The organism is Elusimicrobiota bacterium, from assembly GCA_016218575.1.
GTDB lineage: Bacteria > Elusimicrobiota > Elusimicrobia > UBA1565 > UBA9628 > JACRDN01.
The window spans coordinates 158,161-175,443 of the sequence record JACRDN010000014.1 but is presented as its reverse complement, the minus strand read 5'-3'; the positions used below and the strand labels follow the sequence as shown (position 1 = coordinate 175,443).

The following is a 17,283-nucleotide window of genomic DNA, read 5'->3' as shown; positions in this document are numbered from 1 at the left end:
CCCACGGGAGGCGCGCAGCATGGGGGGGCTTGGCCGTATCCGTTATATTATTCCCTCGCCCTCTCCACGTACGAGCTCGTTCTGGTGTCCACCCGGATATTATCCCCCTCCTTAATGAACAGGGGCACCTGGATCTCCAAGCCCGTCTCGAGAGTGGCCGGCTTCATCATGTTGGAGACGGAGTCGCCCTTGATTCCCGGCACCGTGGAAGTCACGGAGAGGACCACGTTCGGGGGAAGCTCGATATTGGTGAGCTTGCCGTCCACGCAGACTCCCAGCACCTGCATGTTCCCCTGCAGGAACTTGGCCTGGGGGCCCAACTTCTCCTTGGCGAAGGTCACCTGCTCGTAGTTCTCGTTGTCCATGAACACGGCGCCGGCTCCCTCATCGTAGATGTAGGCCATCTCGCGCTTGGTGACGGGGACCTCGCGGAACTTGGTGCCCGAGGCGTAGGAGCGTTCCATGACGTTGCCCGTGCTCAAGGACCGAAGCACGGTGCGGTACACCGCGGCCGACTGGGATTTGCGGTGGTGTTGGTAGGACAAGATCTCGAGGAACTGGCCCTCGTCCTCGAAGACCAAGCCGTTGTGGAAATCCGACGTGCTGATCATGCGCCCTCCGGAAAGCTGAAATTATTATAAATGTTACAATATTTCATCGTGCCGATTTTCGACCTCCCCGCCGCACCCAACGTGACGGTCCTGCTCATAGGCCGGATCGGGGATCTGCTCGTCAGCACGGCGTTTCTGAGGGCCCTACGCCGGGCCCGTCCCCAGGCACGGATCAGGCTGGTGGTCCCGAACTCGAGCGAGGAAACGGCTCGGCTTGTCCCTTGGGTGGACGAGATACTGCTTCTGGAGCGCGCTCCCCAGAAATTCCTCTCCCATCTCAAGCTCCTTCGAAGCTTGAGGACGCCATGCGATTTACTACTAGACCTGAACCCCTCGTTTTCCCGCAGGTCCGCCGCCTTGGCCGCGCTTATCCCGGCTCAAGTCAAGGTCTCCTTTAGAAAAGGCCGTTGGGACCGCGTATTTTCCCATCAAATAGCTTCCCCAGGAGAGCGAGAGCCCATGCTCGAGCGCTACGCGCGCCTGGCGAAATCTTTTGGGATCGCCTACGAGCCCAGGCTCGAGATTAGATTGGAGCCCACGCACGAGGAAGAGGCCCGGCGCATTCTGGAGGAGACGCGCCCGCGTGAGAGCGCCTTCAAGATCGCGGTGCATCCCGGAAACTTCAAGAAATTCGACAACCGCTGGCCGGAAGAAAAATTCGTGGAGTTGACGAATCTTCTGGCGGAGCACTTTGGGGTCCAGCTTTTCTACATGGCGGGCCCGGGCGAGGAAAAGCCGGTAAGCGGCATCGTCTCCCGACTCGCGGCCCCGGTCCCGATTCTATCCCCCCGCCCCATAGGGGTGACCGGAGCCTGGATGAGGGAAATGGACCTATGCGTCCTCAACATCACGGGGACCACACATCTCGCCGCCGCCCTCGGTGTCCCGACCTTCGGCTTCTATTCGGGCTACACCGACGCGGTCTGGCGCCCGAGCTCCCCCATCCACCATGGAGTAGTCTCGCAGTCATGGCAATCCTGCCGCGACATCCCCGTGGCCGCGGCCTATGCCGGGATTAAGGCCCTTTTACCTTAGGGCCTTAGTTCTCTGAGCGCCGAACAATCGCAGACAGCTCCTCCATAGAGCGGGGGCCCGACTTTGGCAGACTGCGGCGTCGCAGTTATCCACAAAAACTTCCCGGGAAATTTTTGTGGATAACTTTTCGGCGGTCAGAGCACTACAACAGGAATATCCAGGACAGGAAGGCGAGGTTGAAGAGCAGCCCCCACCATGGGCTGCGCAAGGCCTTGAGGCCCCACAGGGCAATGCCGAGAGCCATGAGCCCGATGTAGAAGCACCAGCCAATCACCGCGGCGAAAGCGACGGGGTGGTCGAGAAGTATGAAGCCGTCCGACATCAAGGTCCGCGAGACATGGATCCAGAAACCGGTCAGCATCGCCGTGTGCATGAATCCGGCCCAGGGATGGTCGGTTTTGAGCCCCTTCAAGGCTACGACAAACAACATCAAACCGATCAAGGGAGTAAAAATGATGGGGCTTGTAACTGACTGAGCGACGAAAAACAAGCCTGCCGCGAGCGCCGACCCCGAGAAAAAGGCACCGGTTTTGTGTTCCTTAATAGCCCGTTCCCATGGCAATGGCGCACCCGGCAGCCGGGGAGGCTTGGGGGCGCTTTGCCTGATGGCATTGACAGCCCCCAGGATGGGGCCCGGCGAGTCGTGGTTGCGCCGGTTGGCCTCGCGCATGAGAAGGACCATGGCCAGGCCCCGCTCCCGGGAATCGGCGCTCTTTTGAGCGATCTCAGCCACGGCCTGGAGAACCAATCCCTCCAAGGAGTCGCTCCCGTCCTCGTTGGCCACGCTCCAGGACTTCTGGTCGTGCAAATAGCTCGTCAGCCCCTGCAGGACCATAACGCGCAAATCTCGCCGGGTCAGAGCGATTTCCTTAAGTTCCCTCAAGACTTCACGCCGGTCCTCCTCCTGCTCCACCGAAAGGGCCTGGAGAAGAACCTCTGCTTGAGCTTCCAGCGTCTCTTTTTCTTCCGGATCCGCTGCTGCCGCGACCGCAGACACAAGGACCCTACTGCCCAGCAGATCCTCCTTCACGGCCTCGGCCAGCGCCTCGGCCTTCTTTGCCGCGGCCGGCGGAACCGCGACTTTATTCGTGATCTTTTCACAACGTGAAATAAAATCGTCCAGCTCTTTTTGGTTCGGCTCCAGGATGGCCATGATCGGAACAAGGTCGCGCACGCGCGCGGCCTCCGAGCTCCATTGGGCCTGGGGAACTTTCCCCTGGCTTACTTTGCTCTCGAACGCGCCAAACCTGGCCTTGACCAGATCCAAGGCCGTTTCAGAGGCCGCGGCCAGGGCCAAGGAGCGCGCCCGAGGATCGCGCGTGGAGAGGAATCTATTCAGGCTCCAGCCGGACTGCTCCAAGGCCATCTCGAGCACGCCCAGCATGCCTCGCGCCTCGGCCTCGCGGCCTTCGAGGTCCGGGGCGAGAAACTTCGCCAAACGCGACAAGACGGAGGACACAGAAACGCTGAGCCCGGGCGTCTGGAAGTGCCCGCGGATGGCCATGGGCCGGAACGACGGGTCTGGCCTCCCCCGTCCGGGGTGCCGCGACGCGGATCGGGAAAGCCGCGCGGGAAGTGGGAACGCAGACAAACAAAAGGGAGAGACTCAACCGGAACACTCGTTTATCCTACAAGACCCGCTCCCAAGGCGCCAGAGACCTAGGGTACGAAAGAATCCCAGCACTAGGCCTATCCTGGCCTAGGCCTAAAGGCCTAGGCCATACGGACCAAAAGACCCTCCCCCCTCCCCGCGGGGCGCCCTACACTACTTTCAAGATGATGCCTGAGATGCCCAAATGCGCGCTGGTGGTGGACGACGACGAGGAGTTCCTCTTCTACGTCCAGACCGCCCTGGAGTCGGCCGGCTACGATGTGGAGACCGCCGCCTCACTCATGGAAAGCCAGGAGCTCCTGCGCCGCCGCAGCTTCGCCGTGATCCTGGCCGATCTGCGCCTGCCCGGAGCCTCGGGCCTCGACGTCCTGGACGAGGCGCGAAAGATCGACTCCCTGGCCGTGGGGATAGTCCTCACCGGGCATAGCTCGGTGAGCTCGGCTCTCCAGGCTCTTAGGGAAGGCGCCTACGACTATCTCCTCAAGCCCTGCCCTCCCGAGGAGCTCGCGGCCGCTGTCGGGCGCGCCGTCGAGCACTACCACCTCAAGGTCTCCTTGGTCCAAAAGACCGCCGAGCTCGAGAAGCTGGAAGCCCAGCTCGACGTGAAATCCCGCGCCCTGCAGGACGTGTCCCACGAGCTCAAGAATCCGCTATCCGTGGTCTCCGGCTACTCGGCCCTGCTTCTCAAGCGCGGGGGAGAGTCCTACAAGCCAGAGGAGCTGCGCAAGGGCCTGCAGTCCATCTACAGCAACGCCCAGCACTTGAACCGCCTCCTTGATGATCTCATGGAGTCCACCCGGGTCTCAGCGCGCAAGGTGACCTTGTCCAAATCCAGGCTCTCGGCCCGGGAAGCGGCCTCGGAGGCCGTGGAGAACCTGCGCCTGGAGGCCGCGAAGAAGGGGATCGAGCTTTCCTGCGAGACCGGAGACGAGGAGCTTTTCATCGAGGCGGACAAACACCGGCTTACCCAGATATTGCTCAATCTCCTCGGCAACGCCCTAAAATTCACGCCCTCCGGTGGGAAAGTGCGGATTTCTCTGAAAAGCCTCGAGGACTGCGCCCGATTCTGCGTGCAGGACACCGGAGTCGGGATAGACCCCGCAGAGACCGAGCGGCTTTTCGAGCGCTTCTACCAAGCCGAGGGGACTCGCCTGAATCACAAAGGCCTGGGCCTAGGTCTTGAGATTTCCAAGGGCCTGGTGGAGATGCACGACGGAAAAATCTGGGTGGAAAGCCGCCCCGGCATGGGAGCCTCGTTCTACTTTACCATCCCCTTGGCCCAGGATCGCGAGCCCCGCCCCCTGCGCCATCCACGTCACTTGACGCAGTAAATCGCGGTCCCCTCCCCGGCGTCCTCGAAGACCTTCTCGTAGCGGCTGGCGTCCGAGAACATCCTGTTCAAGTCCTCCAACGACATGGGATCGTGGGCGGTCCGGCCCGAGCGCGTGCGCATGATGAACTCGGCCGGGAAAACGGCCGCGTAGCGCGCGCCGTTCGATTTGAGCCAATAGTGCAAACTCCGGGAGTCCTCCAGCCGGGGCCAATGCAGGACTTGCCTTCCCGAGAGGAGATAAAAGCGCCCGTCAAGCTCGGCCGCGAAGATGTCGCCCGGAGCCGTGCGCCGGGCGATCCAATCCAAAGTCCTCTCCGGCGGGGTATTGACGGGACTGCGCTCCCATAATAAGGAGGCCGCGGCGATGCGCCGGGCCGGCGCCATAGCCAGGGCCAGGCTCACGATCGCGGCCGCAAACGCGGCCGCGCCTCCTCGGCCAAACCGGGCGCCGGTATCCCCGGCGCCCTTAATAAGAAAAACCGCGGCAAAGGGGATGACCGGGAACAGGTAGCGCCCCGCCTGCTTGCTCCAAAATAGATGCGCCGTAAAGAAGAAAAGGAGATAAAGCCCCGCGAATCTCCTCCATCCGGACTTCGCCCAGGCCTTGGCGCCCAAGGCCGCCAAGGCCGCGCCGGTCCCGATGGTCGCAGCCTCAAGCCAGCCCCAAACCCAGGGCCAGCGAAACATAGTGGTGACGAACAGGAATTTGCCGTAAAAGGCGAGATTCGCCTTGAAAATGGTCCAGAAAGAGGCCAGCCCCTCGGCCCCTCGGGCCGAGGCCGCGAACTCGGTGAAGTAGAGAAGCCCTCTTCCGGTAAGATGAGCGTTGCGCGCCAAGAACAAGAGGAAGGGCGCAAGGCCAAGGCAGAGACAGAAAAAACTCTCTCTGGCCCTGGCCTCGAGGGCCAGGGCTACTACCACGCCGGCCACCAAGGCCAGTCCCGTCGGCCTCACCAAGCAGGCGAAACCCATCAGCAGCGCGAACCAGGCCCAGAATCCAGGGGAGCGGGATTCCCACTTCCGGCGAGCAATGGAGAAGATCACGGCGGTAAGGAACAGGAAGGGGATTTCCGATAAGACCGTTCCGGACATGCTCAGAAATAGCGGGCTCAGGCCCGAGACGAAAGTCGCCGCGGCAAGCTCTCGCGGCTCAAGGAAGCCGGAAAAGCAATCCCAGAGCAGCCATAGGGAAGTCAAGACCAGCCCCATCGAAAAGAATTGAAAGGGCCAAAGCCGTCCTGGGAAAAGCCACGCCAAAGGGGCGAGCATCATGGAATAGCCGGGCATATAGCTCGCCAAGGGCGGGCTTCCCGGGGCGTTCAATTGGGAGTAGGAGCCGGAGAGCAGGGAGCGCGCCCCTATGATGTAGAACGCGTCGTCGTTGAAGAATCCGACGTAATAAGCCCTGCGGCAAAGGATGTACAGCGCGCCCAAGACCGCGAAAACCGCCGCCTTGCGTTTCAATGCGACAGTATACGTAATTCGGTGACAGGTCCTTAATTAAATGCGGTCTTTGAGCAGCCACGCGCCGGTCGCCCCAGCCAAGGCTCCGACGATGGCGCCCACGGGACCGAACGCGGCGCCGAGGCCCGCCATGAACATCGTGCCCCAGAACATAAGAAAACCTGTCTTTAGTATCTCGAACACGCCGTTCCCGCTCTTTTTGGGCGGACTCTTCAATGCCCGATCCGGCTCGTGAACAGGCACCACGATGGGTTCCGCCGTGGAGGGTACGTAAATTTTTGGGGGGTATTCTGGGAAATAGTGGGAACCCCGGCCCGGGATCGTCCCGGGGCCTCCCGCCAACCTGGAAGAATTATCCATGAGCAGGCCGGCGCCCTCTGGATCTCGGGCAAGGCCGTAGAGCTGTTCGACAGCGCCGCCCCGGAGCTGGTAAGCCCCGGCCGCGGCAGGAACGCCCGCGAGAAGACATAATAGGCCAAAGTATTTCCATTGCACAAGAAACCTCTCGCCAATTATTGTAGGCCTCCGTCCCTTTCTCGTCAGGGGCCTTTAGGCCTAGATCGCCCCTAGGCCTTGGGAGAGCCTTCCCGCTAAACGACCTGTCCGTCTTTGAAATGGACGACTCGCCTTGCGCGGCGCAGCACCTCCGGGTCATGGCTTGAGAACAGGAAGGTGATTCCCTGATCCCGATTGAGTTGCTCGAAAAGGGCCATCAGCTCCTGGGCCGTGGACGAATCGAGATTGGCGGTGGGCTCGTCGGCGATGACCAGGCGCGGCCCGCCGGCGATCGCCCGAGCCACGGCCACCCGCTGCTGCTGGCCCCCTGAAAGCTCGGCCGGGCGCCTCTCAGACATCGCGGCCAATCCCACTTTCTCTAAAACATCTCGGGCCCGGCGGCTTTCCTCTCCGGAGTTGATCCCCCTCAAAATCAGGCCGAACTCGACGTTCTCCCGGGCCGTCAGCACGGGAATCAAGTTGTAGCTCTGAAACACGAACCCCAGCTTCTCTCGGCGCAGGCGGCAGAGAGCCGCCGCGTCCAGCGCGCCCAATTCTACGCCGTCCAAAAGCAAACTCCCCGAACTCGGGCGGTCAAGACCGCCCACGATATTCAAGAAGGTGCTCTTTCCGGAACCGGAGGGCCCAGCTATGGCCAGGAATTCCCCGGCCTCGACCTCAAGGCTCACATCCTGGAGCGCGCGCACGGGCTGGACGCCGGAATCGTAGGTCTTGGAAAGGCCGCTCGCCCGGATCATGAGTGCCGCAGGGCCTTGACCGGAGAGAGTCGGGAGGCCTTGAACGCGGGATAAAGGCCCGAGACGATGGTCACGAGGAACACGCTCAGGCAGGACTTGAGAACCGAGTAGGCCCTGAGCTTCGGATAGAGGATCGGCTCAAGGAACGCGGTCGAAACCGAGACCCCTTCCGTCCAACGGCTCAGGTCGATGCCGTGGCGCCCAAAGTGCAGAGCCAAAATCACCCCCACACTAGTCCCGACCGCCAGGCTCAGGCTCGCCAGAATCGCGGCCTCGAAAGAAACCATGGCCACAACGGATTTGGGCTCCATGCCCATGGCCAAGAGCACCCCGAACTCGCGGGTGCGCTCGAAAACCGACATCAGCAAGGTGTTGACGATGCCCAAGGCCACGATCATGAACACCACCAAAAGAATGACGTGGTTGATCGCGTCGTCAAGCTCGGTCGTCTGCAGGAGGCTCGGGTCCAAATCCTTCCAGGACAAGGCCTCATAGGCCTTGGGCTCCAGGCGCAGGCCAAGCTCGCCCTTGATGCGGTCCACTTCCCCCAAATCGCCCGCGAACAGGAGCATGGAGGTGAGCCCCTGCCCCAAGCCCAGGAATTCCTTGGCCCGGCCCAAGGTGATGAAGGCCGTCCCCAAATCCACGGCCTCGGCCCCGGTCTTGTAAATCCCCCGCACCCGGAACAGGGCGTTGGCCATGGAGCCGTCCGCGGCCTGGGACAAGAGGACCATCTTGTCCCCCAACTCGAGCTTGAGCCGCTTGGCCAAGGCCTTGCCGATCAATATTTGCCCGACCGTACCCGAATCTCGCCCAAGATAAAGACCCTTGACCATGGTGTTGGAAATCCTCGTGGCCCGCTTCTCCAGCGCGGGATCCACACCAACCACCATGACCCCGACCGAGTTCGAAGCCGACGAGGCCAGGCCGTAGCTTTCCACGCGCGGCAAAACGAGGCTCAGCCCCCGGACTCCCGCGAGAGCCGCGCGCAGCTCCGCGGGCTTGGCGATCGCGCGCTCCAGGACCGGGTCGGCCCTGTAGCCCCGGCCGTACACCTGCAGGTGCCCTAGAGAGGTCCGGGTCGCGTTGGCGATCAGCTGCTCGTGCATCCCGTCGCTGAAGGCGAAAAGGAAGATGAAGAGGCCTAGCCCGAAACTCGAGGCCGCCAAGGTGAGCAAAGAACGCCTCTTGTTGCGCCAAACGTTGCGCCAGGCGATTTTGAGGAGCACGGCGAAAGTATAGGCCGAACGCCCGGAGCCGTCAAGCCTTCGATTTAAATCATGTGACCGGACAGACATTGACAGAAAATAGAGCCGGGGCTATACTCAGCCAGTGGCGGCGAACCAACGGCGGGAGCGGAGGTGCAAATGAGCCGAGAATCGGTGGAAAAGCTGGTGGACCGCTGGATGAACGACGAGAAGTTCCGGGCCGAGCTGCGCTCCGACCCGCAAGGGACCGTCAAAAAGGCGGGAGCAAGCTTAAGCCCCGAGGAATTGCAGGCTTTAAGCCGCATTGATTGGAGCCTTCCCGATGAACAGTTGAAAACCCGCGCAAACTTCGGCATGTGACCGGAGATATGCCACAAGCAGACTTAATGCAAGAGGTTTTCGCCCTCGCCAAGCGCTTCATAGCGGCGCGCGCGCAGAGCCAGGCCCAGAAAGAGCTGCTATCGGCGATGCTGCGCAGACTCGAGCGCCAGAGTGCCGATCCCGAGAGTCTTCCCTTTATAGTCATGCCTCGCCTGGTAGTCGGAGCAGTGCGCGGACTTGAGGAAGAGGCTTCTGGCCTTTGCCTTGCGACCACCTTGCTGTATGCCGGCATAGACCTCCTGGACGACTTGGCCGATGGCGATATTTCCGCCGCGTGGCGGGGTTTCCGCCCGCAGGAACTGCAATTGGCGGCGGCCACTTTCCTCTCGAGCCTTCCGCAATTGGCGCTCTCCGATATCAAGGCGCCCCCCGCGGTCCTCGCCGGAATGCATAAGGCCCTGGCCCAGGGGCTTTTGCGCATGAGCGCGGGCCAACAGGAGGACCTGTCCACGGCCGGCTCCAGTCATCCCGACAGTGCGGCCGTAGAGCTCTCGGTGTCGGGGAAATCCGGAGAAGAATTGGCGTTATTCTCAAGACTGGGCGCTCTGATGGCTCAAGCCCCGGAGTCCGCCGTTGATCTCTACGAGGACATGGGCCGCTCATTGGGAACCGCCATTCAGTTGGCTTCCGACTGCCATGACCTGTTCCAGGCCCGGCGCAGCCGCGATCTTGCCAATGGAACTCGAACCTACCCAATCGCCAAGCACCTGGAGCGCCTGCCCCGAGCCGAGCGCGGCAAGTTTCTTCGGGTATTGGAGCTGGCCAAGACAAGCTCCTCCGCGGCCAAGCGCGTGCGCCGGGAGTTGATCCAAGACGGAACTCTGCGCCTTTGCGCCATCGTGGTGGAAATACACTGCCAAAAGGCCGTTTCCTGCCTGGAGCGGGCCCAACCGAAGCTCCCGGCGGCCGCAGGCCTCAAGCGGCTGATCCTCAGCGCCTCTTTTTTCGCCGAACCGCGGGCGACTGCGCCAACGCCGCCGGGACAGGAGGTCTTCCATGAGCCGAGCTTCCGTAGAAAAACTGCTGGATCTTTGGATGAGCGATGCGCAGTTCAGGGCTAAGCTGAGAAGGGACCCGGAGAAGGTCGTCCGTGACTCCGGAGCGCAGCTTTCCGCCGAAGAATGGGAGGCCTTGCGCCGGGTGAACTGGAGCCTTCCAGATGAGGAATTGCGAGCTCGGGCCAACAAGCTCTGAAATAGAGGGTTAAATGGAGAAAACATGAGCCGCCAAGCCATAGAGCAGCTTCTGGACCGATGGATACACGACGACCACTTCCGGGCGGAACTGCGCAAGGACCCGGAAAGCACCATCCGCAAGACCGGAGCGGACTTAAGCTCCGAGGAGTGGAGCGCGGTCAAGCAAATAGATTGGAGCCTGCCCGATGAGGAGCTGAAAGCGCGCGCCAATAAAGCTGTCCCCACTCTTTAAGATGCCGGAATCCGCTCTCGCCCAGCGGGCGGCCTTGCTCGCCCGGATTCCGGCGTTTTCTGCATTGGACAAGGACTCATTGACGGCACTCGCCCCTCTTTGGAGGGAGGAGCATTTTCCCCCGAACGCCATAATTCTAAAGGAAGGCGCGGCCGCGGACCGCCTCTACCTGATTCTCGAGGGCAGGGCCGAAGCCGCCTCCCGCGGATCCCGCGGAGATATTCCCTTGGCCGTCTTGTCGCCTGGAGAAATATTCGGGGAACTGGCCTTGGTGGGATCGGGATTCCGGCAGAGCACGGTCAAGGCGCTGGGCGAGGTCAAGGCCCTAAGCCTCAAGGCGGCTGATTTCAAGGCTCTCCTCAAGGCCCATCCGGCCATGGCCGAGGCTTTCCAGAAAAGCGCCGATGAAATGCGGTTGGCGAAATTCTTGAAGCAAGCCACGCCCTTCACCCCCCTCGATGCCCGGCAGATCCGCAAGCTGGTCGCCAGTCTCAAGATCATCCTGCTCGACGCCAAGACCACGGTGGTGCGCCAGGGGGAGGGAGGGCGCTGCTGCTACTTGATCAAGTCCGGAAGCGTCGAAGCCCTCCAGGAGAGCCCCGAGGGCACGGCGCGAAAGCTCGCCACCCTCGGGACGGGCTCGATTTTTGGGGAAATGGCGCTTTTGAGCGAGTCCCCCCGCAGCGCAACCGTGAGAACGCTGGAGCCCTGCGAGCTCCTGATCCTGCACCGCGAGGACCTTCTCAAGGCCATGGGCGAGAGCGCCGACGTCGCCGTCCAGCTCATGGAGACGGTGAGCCTCAGGCAGCGCCCCAGGAAGGCCTCCCGCGTCCAAGTCTTCGAGCGGGCCTCGTCGGAAGGCGACGCCATCACGATCTTGAAGAATCCCGCGACCGGCTCCTATTTCCAACTTTCCCCCGCCGGCCGCTTCATTTGGGATCGCCTCGATGGCCGGCACACCTTGAGGGACCTCGCCTTGGAGCATTTCTCCCACTTTCAATCCTTCGCCCCCGGCTTCGTGGCCGGAGTGATGTCGGATCTGGCGGCCAAGGGATTCCTCGATGGGAGCGCGCTCCGCGCCGACGTGCTGAGCTTGGGCACGTCCGAGGGAAGTCTTGCGCGCCTCCTTGCCGCGGTCGCCAAGGCCCTGAACTGGAGAGTCTCCCTGAACCACCTCGATCCCCGACTGTCCAGGCTCTATCACCGCGGCCCCGTCCGATGGCTTTACACCAAGGCGGGGCAAGCCCTCCTCCTCATCGTGGCTCTGGCCGGGGCGGCCCTATTTTGGCGCCATATTCCAGATGTCCAGCAGGACCTCGTTGAGCTCAAGGGAGGCTGGTATCTGTGGCTTGCCCTCATCCCCGCCTATTTCCTCTCGGTGATCATCCACGAGGCGGGGCACGCCTTCACGGCAAAGGCCTTCGGGCGCGAAATCCCCCGAGCCGGGGTGGGCTGGTACTGGATCACACCCATCGCCTTCGTGGACACCTCGGACCTGTGGCTGGCACCCAAATGGCCGCGCATGGCGGTGAGCCTCTCGGGGCCTTACAGCGAGATCGTGCTGGCCGGCTTTTGCGCCCTCGCGGCAAGCCTGTCGCCGGGGACAGCACTTGCCCCCGGGCTGTGGATTTTCTCTTTGGGCCTCTACTCCACGGCCTTCTTGAACCTCAATCCCTTCCTGGAGTACGACGGCTATTACCTGCTCATGGACTACCTAGAATACCCCAACCTGAGGCACAAGGCCTGGTCCTGGCTCGGGCAGGGGCTGCCCAGCGCGCTAAGAGACGCCAAGAGGCGACGGGCAGAGATATGCTATCTTGCGAGTTCCGCCTTCTTCGCCCTCGGCACGGCCGCTCTTCTGTCCCGCATTTGGGCGCAAATCACATCGAATTAAATCGTAGAATAGGGCGTGGCCCGGCTGAAAGAAAGGGCGGCGTTGTTTTTCGCGTCTTTGGCGTTCGCCGCCCTGGAGAAAGCCCGGAGGCTGGGACGCAGAGGAGTTAAAAACATGACCGAGGATCCGCCCGGAACCATCTACGGCTTCGAGGTAAAAACCATCGGGGGACAGCCTAAGAGCCTCTCCCAGTACAAAGGTCAAGTGCTTCTGCTTGTCAACACCGCCTCCCTCTGCGGCTTCACACCGCAGTACGAGGAGCTCGAAGCCCTCTACCGGCGCTACCAGGCCCGAGGCCTGCGCGTTCTGGGTTTTCCCGCCAACGAGTTCGGCGCGCAGGAGCCCGGCTCGGACCCTGAAATCCAGGCCTTCTGCCGGACGCGCTATGCAGTGAGCTTCGACCTATTCTCGAAAATAACGGTCAAGGGCCCGGGCATCCACCCTCTCTACGAATTCTTGACCGCGCGCTCGGGGCATAACGGCGATATCCCATGGAATTTCACGAAATTCTTGGCGGGCCGCGACGGCCGCGTCGTCGCCCGCTTCGGACCGCAAGCCTCCCCCATCGGCCGGGCGGTGACGAGTCAGATCGAGTCTTTACTCGAAGCTCGGCTCAGCGCCTCCGAAAGCGCCCTGTAGGACTCCGGCGCGATCTCCTCGGCCCGGGCCGAGGAGCCTATCCCCAGCCCCCCCAACGCCGAAATCACTTGTTCGCGGGAAATCCCCAGCGCCCGGGCGATCGGCCCCGAGGCCATCTTGCGGCGCTGCTCGAAGGCGGCGCGGGCCGTCTTGAAGAAAGACTTCTGCTTATCAGCCGCGACCTCGGGCTCGGCGCGGCGCGTCAAGCGCAGGACGGCGGACTCAACCTTGGGCTTGGGGCTGAAGCACTCCCGCGGCACGTCCAGGACCATCTCGACCTCGGCGTAAACCCAGGCCGACAAGGTCAGGAGCCCGTATTTGCCGGAGCCCGGCCCGGCCGCCAGGCGCTCGCCCACCTCCTTTTGGAACATGAGGATGGCTTGGGTCCAGAGCGGCCAGGGCAGTATCTTCTGGAGTATGGGAGTGGCCACGGCATAGGGGAGATTGGCGACGATCTTGAAGGGGCCTTGTCCCAGCGACTGAAGGGGCAACTTCAAAAAATCTCTTTGGATAAGCCTCAATCTCGTCTCGGCGCCCAGCACCGAAACGAGATTCTCGCCCAGGCGTTCATCCATCTCGACCGCCGTCACCTCGGCCCCGGCCGAGAGAAGGCCCCTGGTCAGAATGCCGCGTCCGGGGCCGATCTCGAGCACCTTCTCCCCGGGCCGGAGCCCAGCGGCCGAGACGATGGCGTCGCGCACGTCCTCCCTGACCAGGAAATGCTGTCCCAGGCGCGCAGGCATCAGCGCTCTCTTTAGGCCGGACTGGCCAGGCGGAGTCGCCTACGGCGCAGCAGGTCCTCTCCGGCCTTCCAGACGTCTCCGGCCCCCAAGGTCAGCACCACGTCGCCGCGGCGAAGTTCCCGCGCCGCGTCCAAGGCCGAGGAGTAGGGCGCGCAGGCGACTCCGCTGCGCTTGAGCGAGTCCAAGATGAGCTTGGAGCTTACCCCCGCGATTGGATCCTCCCCGGCGGGATAGATGTCCATGACGTAGACAAAATCAGCGCGCTTGAAGGCCGGGCCGAACTCGCGCCACAAGAGCCTAGTGCGGCTGAAGCGATGGGGCTGAAAAATTACGACCGTCCGGCGCGCCCGCCACAACCCCGACACCGCCTCGAGAGCCGCCGCGACCTCGGTCGGGTGATGCCCGTAGTCATCCACGAACTCGACTCCCTCGGCCGCGCCCAGGACGTCCAAGCGCCGTCCCACGCCGCGGAACTTGGAAAGCCCGCGCGCGAGCTTCTCGGGATTAAAGCCCAGGAAGCACCCCGCGGCCAAGGCCCCCAAAGCGTTCTGAACGTTGTGCAGGCCGGGCACGCGAAGCTCTATAGAGGCCACGAGCCCGCCCCGATGGCGGGCCTCGAAGCGGGACCCTCCCTTGCTCATTTTGACCTGGACCGCGCGCCAATCGGCGGGGCTCTTGACACCGTACGTCACGACGGACCGACCCAGGCTTGGCGCCATGGCGCGCAGCCTGGGGTCATCGGCGCAAAGCACGGCCGCGCCGTAAAAGGGAAGCCGCTGCAGGTGCTCCAAGAACGCCCGCCTCAGGTTCGCCATGGATTTATGGAAGTCCAAATGGTCATTGTCTATGTTGGTCACGACCGCGGCCAAGGGCGAGAGGTGCTTGAAGGAGCCGTCCGACTCGTCGGCCTCGGCCACCAGGTACTCGCCCACACCGAGCTTCACGTTGGAGCGGATGTTCTTGAGCTGTCCCCCTATGATCATGGTTGGGCTCGCCCCGGCCTCGTTCAAGGCCATGGCCACCATGGAGGTGGTCGTGGTCTTGCCGTGGCTGCCCGCCACGGTCACGGTCTTTTTCATGCGCCCAAGCTCGGCCAGCATCTGGGCCCGCGCAATGACGGGAATGCCGGCCCGGCGGGCGTAGGCAAGCTCCGGGTTGTCAGGGGCGACCGCGGAGCTCGCCACCAGAACCTGGGCCCCGCGGACAAAGCGCGCGGCGTGGCCCTTGAAAATCTTGACGCCCGCGGCCGCCAGGCGCCGGGTGGTCTCGGACTCCTTCAAATCCGAGCCGGAGACCTCATAGCCGAGATTGCGCAGGACCTCGGCGATGCCGCTCATCCCCACCCCACCGACCCCGGTAAAATGGATGCGGCTCACAAACGAGCGCATGAGCCCCGCGTCCTTCATCCCTTTTTCGCCCTCGTGGAAGGCCTTTGCAGCCACTTGAGACCCTCCCCGGCCGCGCGGTTCTTGGGATTGATCTTGAGAGCCTCCTGCAGGGAAGCCGCGGCCTCTGCCTCGTCTCCGGTCATGACTCGGGCCACCCCCCGCCCCAGGAAGGCGGCCTCGTTCTTGGGGTCAAGCTGGCAGGCCCGCTCGAAGGCGCCCAAGGCCTGCTGGCTGTCGCCGATGGCGGCGTAGGCCAGGCCCGTGGCCACCCACCAGTCGCTTTGATCGGGATGATTCGGAATTTCCCCGGGCTCCGGGAGAGTTTCCTCGACCAGATACATCCAACCCGTCCCCATGACCCACAATCCCATGTCGTTTCCGACCTGTCTGGGCTGATAGGAAACCTTGGCGGAGTCCTCCGCCTGGCCGCCGGCCGGGCGCGCGGCCCCGAGCTTGGTGAAGGTGAGGTTCATTCCCAGGCGCACGTCCGAGCCTGCGGGGGCCTCCTTCATGACCGCGCGCAGGTCCTGCAGGACCTTGGCCACGGCCTCGGCCCGGGCCTGCGCGGCGGCCGCCGGGATTTTATACTCGCGGCGGACCGCCTTCGCGGCCGCGGTTCGCCCCGTCATCTCCCGCTCCAAGGCCTTCTTCAAGGCCGAGGCGCTTTCCGAGGCCTTGACCAGCTGGGGCCGCGCGGCCATGACCACGTCCACTTGGAGGATGGCCCCCTGGTCGAGGGGAATGCGCTCCAAATTCTTGGCGAAAACGTCTAACGGGTCGCTGTCGGCGCCGGGAGGAGGCTGAGTCTGCGGCTCTCTCCCCGCCGCCGGCGCCGAAGGCGCCGGGGCTTTTACGCCCGAGTAGGCCACGGAAAGCTGGAGGCCCGGCCCGCCCTCCTCGGGAGTGAGATGGAAGGCGTCGGCGAAAATCTCGCGCGCCTTCTTGGCCTCCCCGTTGAGAAGATAGAGCCGGCCGAGCCTCAAGCGCGCCACGGAGTCCCGGGCCTTGAGGTTGACCGCCTTGCGGAAGCTGTAGACGGCTGCCTTGCGCTGGCCCTGCCGTTCTTCTATCGCGCCCAGCTCGAGGAGGGCGTCCTCGTAGGCCGGGTAAAGCCTCAGAGCCCGGCGCAGGGACTCGGCCGCCTCCTGGTCCCGTCCGAGCTTGCGGTACAAGGTCCCCAGCTGGAAATGGTAGAGGGCCTGCCCCGGCTCGAGGCCGGCGGCCTTGCGGAAACGGTCCAGGGCCTCGAGGGAATGCCCCAGCCCATCCTCCACCGAGCCTAAATTCATCTGTATATCGGCGCGGTTGGGATCAAGGTTGGCGGATTTCTGGAACGCCGCGTAGGCGCTTTTGACGTCCCCCCTCCAGGCCATGGAGATCCCGACGAGCATGTAGGCCTGGGCGCTGTTGGGATCGAGCTCGAGGCTTTTGCGGTAGCTCTCCAGGGACTTGTCCACCTGCCCGGTCCAATAATAGGCCACGCCCAGCATCATGTGGGCGACGGGGTCCTTGGGATTGGCGGACACGGCTCGGCTGAACTCCTTCAAGGCGAGCTCGTATTGACTGTCGTCCAAGTAGCGCGAGCCCACGCGCAGGCCGCGGTTGGCCTGGGCCGCCATGATCTGGTCCCAAATCGTCTCGCTGCCCGGCTCGGTCTTGGTGGCCCGAGCCGGAGATGCCGCGAACAAAACCGCGACCACGGCCGCTAGGGCGAGCTTCTTAATGTGAGGAAGGATTTTCCTCAGAGCTGCTGCTCTATGGCTGAGCCTGTTCTTCTCGTCCAAGGACAGCTCGGCCAAGGTCTTGCCGGATGGGAGGAGGAAAATCGGGTCATAGCCGAAACCCGAGGCCCCCCGCGGCGCCGCCACGATCTCCCCCTCCAGGCGCCCTTCCTCGCAGACGACCCGGCCTTGAGGATCGCACAAAGCCGCGACGGTGCGAAACGCGGCCCGACGCGGCGCGGGCACTGCTTTGAGCGCCTCCAAGAGCTTTCTATTGTTGTCCGCGAAATCGCACCCGGGGCCGGCGTAGCGCGCCGAGTAGACTCCGGGGGCTCCTCCCAAGGCCTCCACCTCGAGGCCGGTGTCGTCGGCCAAAGCCCAGAGCCGGGCGGCCTGGGCGCACTCTTGGGCCTTCTTGCGCGCGTTGCCCTCCAAGGTAAGCTCGTCCTCCACGGTCGCGGGCAGGCCTGGAAAATCATCGAGCGAAGAAATCTCCAGGGGAAGCCCCGAGAGGAGTTCCCTTATTTCCTTTATCTTGTGCGCGTTATGACTGGCCAATACCAGCACCATCTT

At 63.1% G+C, this 17,283-nt stretch carries 17 protein-coding genes; 8 read left to right on the top strand and 9 right to left on the bottom strand.

Annotated elements, in window-relative coordinates; translation table 11 throughout:
- Window positions 1–47 precede the first annotated feature (47 nt).
- On the bottom strand, window positions 48–611 hold the full coding sequence (efp, locus tag HY921_04675; protein MBI5630163.1) for an elongation factor P: 564 nt from the start codon (window positions 609–611) through the stop codon (window positions 48–50).
- 48 nt (window positions 612–659) lie between these two features.
- Between efp and HY921_04670 the strand changes: the two genes are divergently transcribed.
- Window positions 660–1,646 (top strand): glycosyltransferase family 9 protein, encoded by a 987-nt coding sequence (locus HY921_04670; protein MBI5630162.1) that lies wholly within the window; start codon window positions 660–662, stop codon window positions 1,644–1,646.
- Window positions 1,647–1,788: 142 nt separating this feature from the next.
- On the opposite strand, the gene HY921_04665 is transcribed toward HY921_04670, so the two are convergent.
- Entirely contained in the window at window positions 1,789–3,150 is a 1,362-nt protein-coding gene (locus HY921_04665; GenBank protein ID MBI5630161.1) for a hypothetical protein, read from the bottom strand.
- A 272-nt stretch (window positions 3,151–3,422) separates the two neighbouring features.
- Here HY921_04665 and HY921_04660 point away from each other — a divergent pair, with 272 nt between their 5' ends.
- Window positions 3,423–4,589, top strand: coding sequence for a hybrid sensor histidine kinase/response regulator (locus tag HY921_04660; GenBank protein MBI5630160.1), 1,167 nt, complete (start codon window positions 3,423–3,425; stop codon window positions 4,587–4,589).
- On the opposite strand, the gene HY921_04655 is transcribed toward HY921_04660, so the two are convergent.
- Both HY921_04655 and HY921_04650 read right to left on the bottom strand, forming a co-directional pair.
- Window positions 4,574–6,055: a glycosyltransferase family 39 protein gene (locus HY921_04655; protein ID MBI5630159.1), complete on the bottom strand. Its 1,482-nt coding sequence runs from the start codon at window positions 6,053–6,055 to the stop codon at window positions 4,574–4,576. The genes HY921_04660 and HY921_04655 overlap by 16 nt on opposite strands.
- Before the next feature lie 36 nt (window positions 6,056–6,091).
- Window positions 6,092–6,301 carry a hypothetical protein gene (locus tag HY921_04650; protein ID MBI5630158.1) on the bottom strand — a complete coding sequence of 70 codons (210 nt, stop codon included), beginning with the start codon at window positions 6,299–6,301 and terminating at the stop codon, window positions 6,092–6,094.
- A gap of 54 nt (window positions 6,302–6,355) precedes the next feature.
- On the opposite strand from HY921_04650, the gene HY921_04645 reads away from it, so the two are divergent.
- Window positions 6,356–6,526 carry a hypothetical protein gene (locus HY921_04645; protein MBI5630157.1) on the top strand — a complete coding sequence of 57 codons (171 nt, stop codon included), beginning with the start codon at window positions 6,356–6,358 and terminating at the stop codon, window positions 6,524–6,526.
- 119 nt (window positions 6,527–6,645) lie between these two features.
- Here HY921_04645 and HY921_04640 read toward each other — a convergent pair whose 3' ends face one another.
- Window positions 6,646–7,308, bottom strand: a complete 663-nt coding sequence (locus tag HY921_04640) for an ABC transporter ATP-binding protein (GenBank protein MBI5630156.1) — start codon at window positions 7,306–7,308, stop codon at window positions 6,646–6,648.
- Window positions 7,305–8,537 carry an ABC transporter permease gene (locus tag HY921_04635; GenBank protein ID MBI5630155.1) on the bottom strand — a complete coding sequence of 411 codons (1,233 nt, stop codon included), beginning with the start codon at window positions 8,535–8,537 and terminating at the stop codon, window positions 7,305–7,307. The genes HY921_04640 and HY921_04635 overlap by 4 nt, the downstream gene beginning before the upstream one ends.
- 138 nt (window positions 8,538–8,675) lie before the next feature.
- On the opposite strand from HY921_04635, the gene HY921_04630 reads away from it, so the two are divergent.
- From HY921_04630 to HY921_04610, 5 genes are all read left to right on the top strand, one after another.
- Entirely contained in the window at window positions 8,676–8,876 is a 201-nt protein-coding gene (locus tag HY921_04630) for a hypothetical protein (protein ID MBI5630154.1), read from the top strand.
- A gap of 26 nt (window positions 8,877–8,902) precedes the next feature.
- On the top strand, window positions 8,903–9,958 hold the full coding sequence (locus HY921_04625) for a polyprenyl synthetase family protein (protein MBI5630153.1): 1,056 nt from the start codon (window positions 8,903–8,905) through the stop codon (window positions 9,956–9,958).
- Between the two features lie 157 nt (window positions 9,959–10,115).
- A complete protein-coding gene (locus HY921_04620) occupies window positions 10,116–10,325 on the top strand; it encodes a hypothetical protein (GenBank protein ID MBI5630152.1) in 210 nt (69 codons plus the stop codon).
- Window position 10,326: 1 nt separating this feature from the next.
- Window positions 10,327–12,219 (top strand): cyclic nucleotide-binding domain-containing protein, encoded by a 1,893-nt coding sequence (locus tag HY921_04615; GenBank protein MBI5630151.1) that lies wholly within the window; start codon window positions 10,327–10,329, stop codon window positions 12,217–12,219.
- Between the two features lie 114 nt (window positions 12,220–12,333).
- Window positions 12,334–12,858, top strand: a complete 525-nt coding sequence (locus HY921_04610; GenBank protein MBI5630150.1) for a glutathione peroxidase — start codon at window positions 12,334–12,336, stop codon at window positions 12,856–12,858.
- Here HY921_04610 and rsmA read toward each other — a convergent pair.
- Genes rsmA through rdgB form a run of 3 tightly spaced genes read right to left on the bottom strand, consistent with a single transcriptional unit; the run spans window position 12,804 to window position 17,280 of the window.
- Window positions 12,804–13,601: a ribosomal RNA small subunit methyltransferase A gene (gene rsmA, locus HY921_04605; GenBank protein ID MBI5630149.1), complete on the bottom strand. Its 798-nt coding sequence runs from the start codon at window positions 13,599–13,601 to the stop codon at window positions 12,804–12,806. The two genes, HY921_04610 and rsmA, sit on opposite strands and share 55 nt — an antisense overlap.
- Window positions 13,602–13,612: 11 nt before the next feature.
- A complete protein-coding gene (locus HY921_04600; GenBank protein MBI5630148.1) occupies window positions 13,613–14,989 on the bottom strand; it encodes a UDP-N-acetylmuramate--L-alanine ligase in 1,377 nt (458 codons plus the stop codon).
- A gap of 14 nt (window positions 14,990–15,003) precedes the next feature.
- Window positions 15,004–17,280: an RdgB/HAM1 family non-canonical purine NTP pyrophosphatase gene (rdgB, locus tag HY921_04595; GenBank protein MBI5630147.1), complete on the bottom strand. Its 2,277-nt coding sequence runs from the start codon at window positions 17,278–17,280 to the stop codon at window positions 15,004–15,006.
- Between the last annotated feature and the right edge of the window lie 3 nt (window positions 17,281–17,283).

Bases quoted from the DNA above. Each gene is read 5' to 3' on its own strand.
- efp (MBI5630163.1), bottom strand. From the start codon at position 611: ATGATCAGCACGTCGGATTTCCACAACGGCTTGGTCTTCGAGGACGAG.
- HY921_04665 (MBI5630161.1), bottom strand. From the start codon at position 3,150: ATGGCCATCCGCGGGCACTTCCAGACGCCCGGGCTCAGCGTTTCTGTG.
- HY921_04660 (MBI5630160.1), top strand. From the start codon at position 3,423: ATGATGCCTGAGATGCCCAAATGCGCGCTGGTGGTGGACGACGACGAG.
- HY921_04640 (MBI5630156.1), bottom strand. From the start codon at position 7,308: ATGATCCGGGCGAGCGGCCTTTCCAAGACCTACGATTCCGGCGTCCAG.
- HY921_04630 (MBI5630154.1), top strand. From the start codon at position 8,676: ATGAGCCGAGAATCGGTGGAAAAGCTGGTGGACCGCTGGATGAACGAC.
- HY921_04625 (MBI5630153.1), top strand. From the start codon at position 8,903: ATGCAAGAGGTTTTCGCCCTCGCCAAGCGCTTCATAGCGGCGCGCGCG.
- HY921_04620 (MBI5630152.1), top strand. From the start codon at position 10,116: ATGAGCCGCCAAGCCATAGAGCAGCTTCTGGACCGATGGATACACGAC.
- HY921_04615 (MBI5630151.1), top strand. From the start codon at position 10,327: ATGCCGGAATCCGCTCTCGCCCAGCGGGCGGCCTTGCTCGCCCGGATT.
- HY921_04610 (MBI5630150.1), top strand. From the start codon at position 12,334: ATGACCGAGGATCCGCCCGGAACCATCTACGGCTTCGAGGTAAAAACC.
- rsmA (MBI5630149.1), bottom strand. From the start codon at position 13,601: ATGCCTGCGCGCCTGGGACAGCATTTCCTGGTCAGGGAGGACGTGCGC.
- HY921_04600 (MBI5630148.1), bottom strand. From the start codon at position 14,989: ATGCGCTCGTTTGTGAGCCGCATCCATTTTACCGGGGTCGGTGGGGTG.
- rdgB (MBI5630147.1), bottom strand. From the start codon at position 17,280: ATGGTGCTGGTATTGGCCAGTCATAACGCGCACAAGATAAAGGAAATA.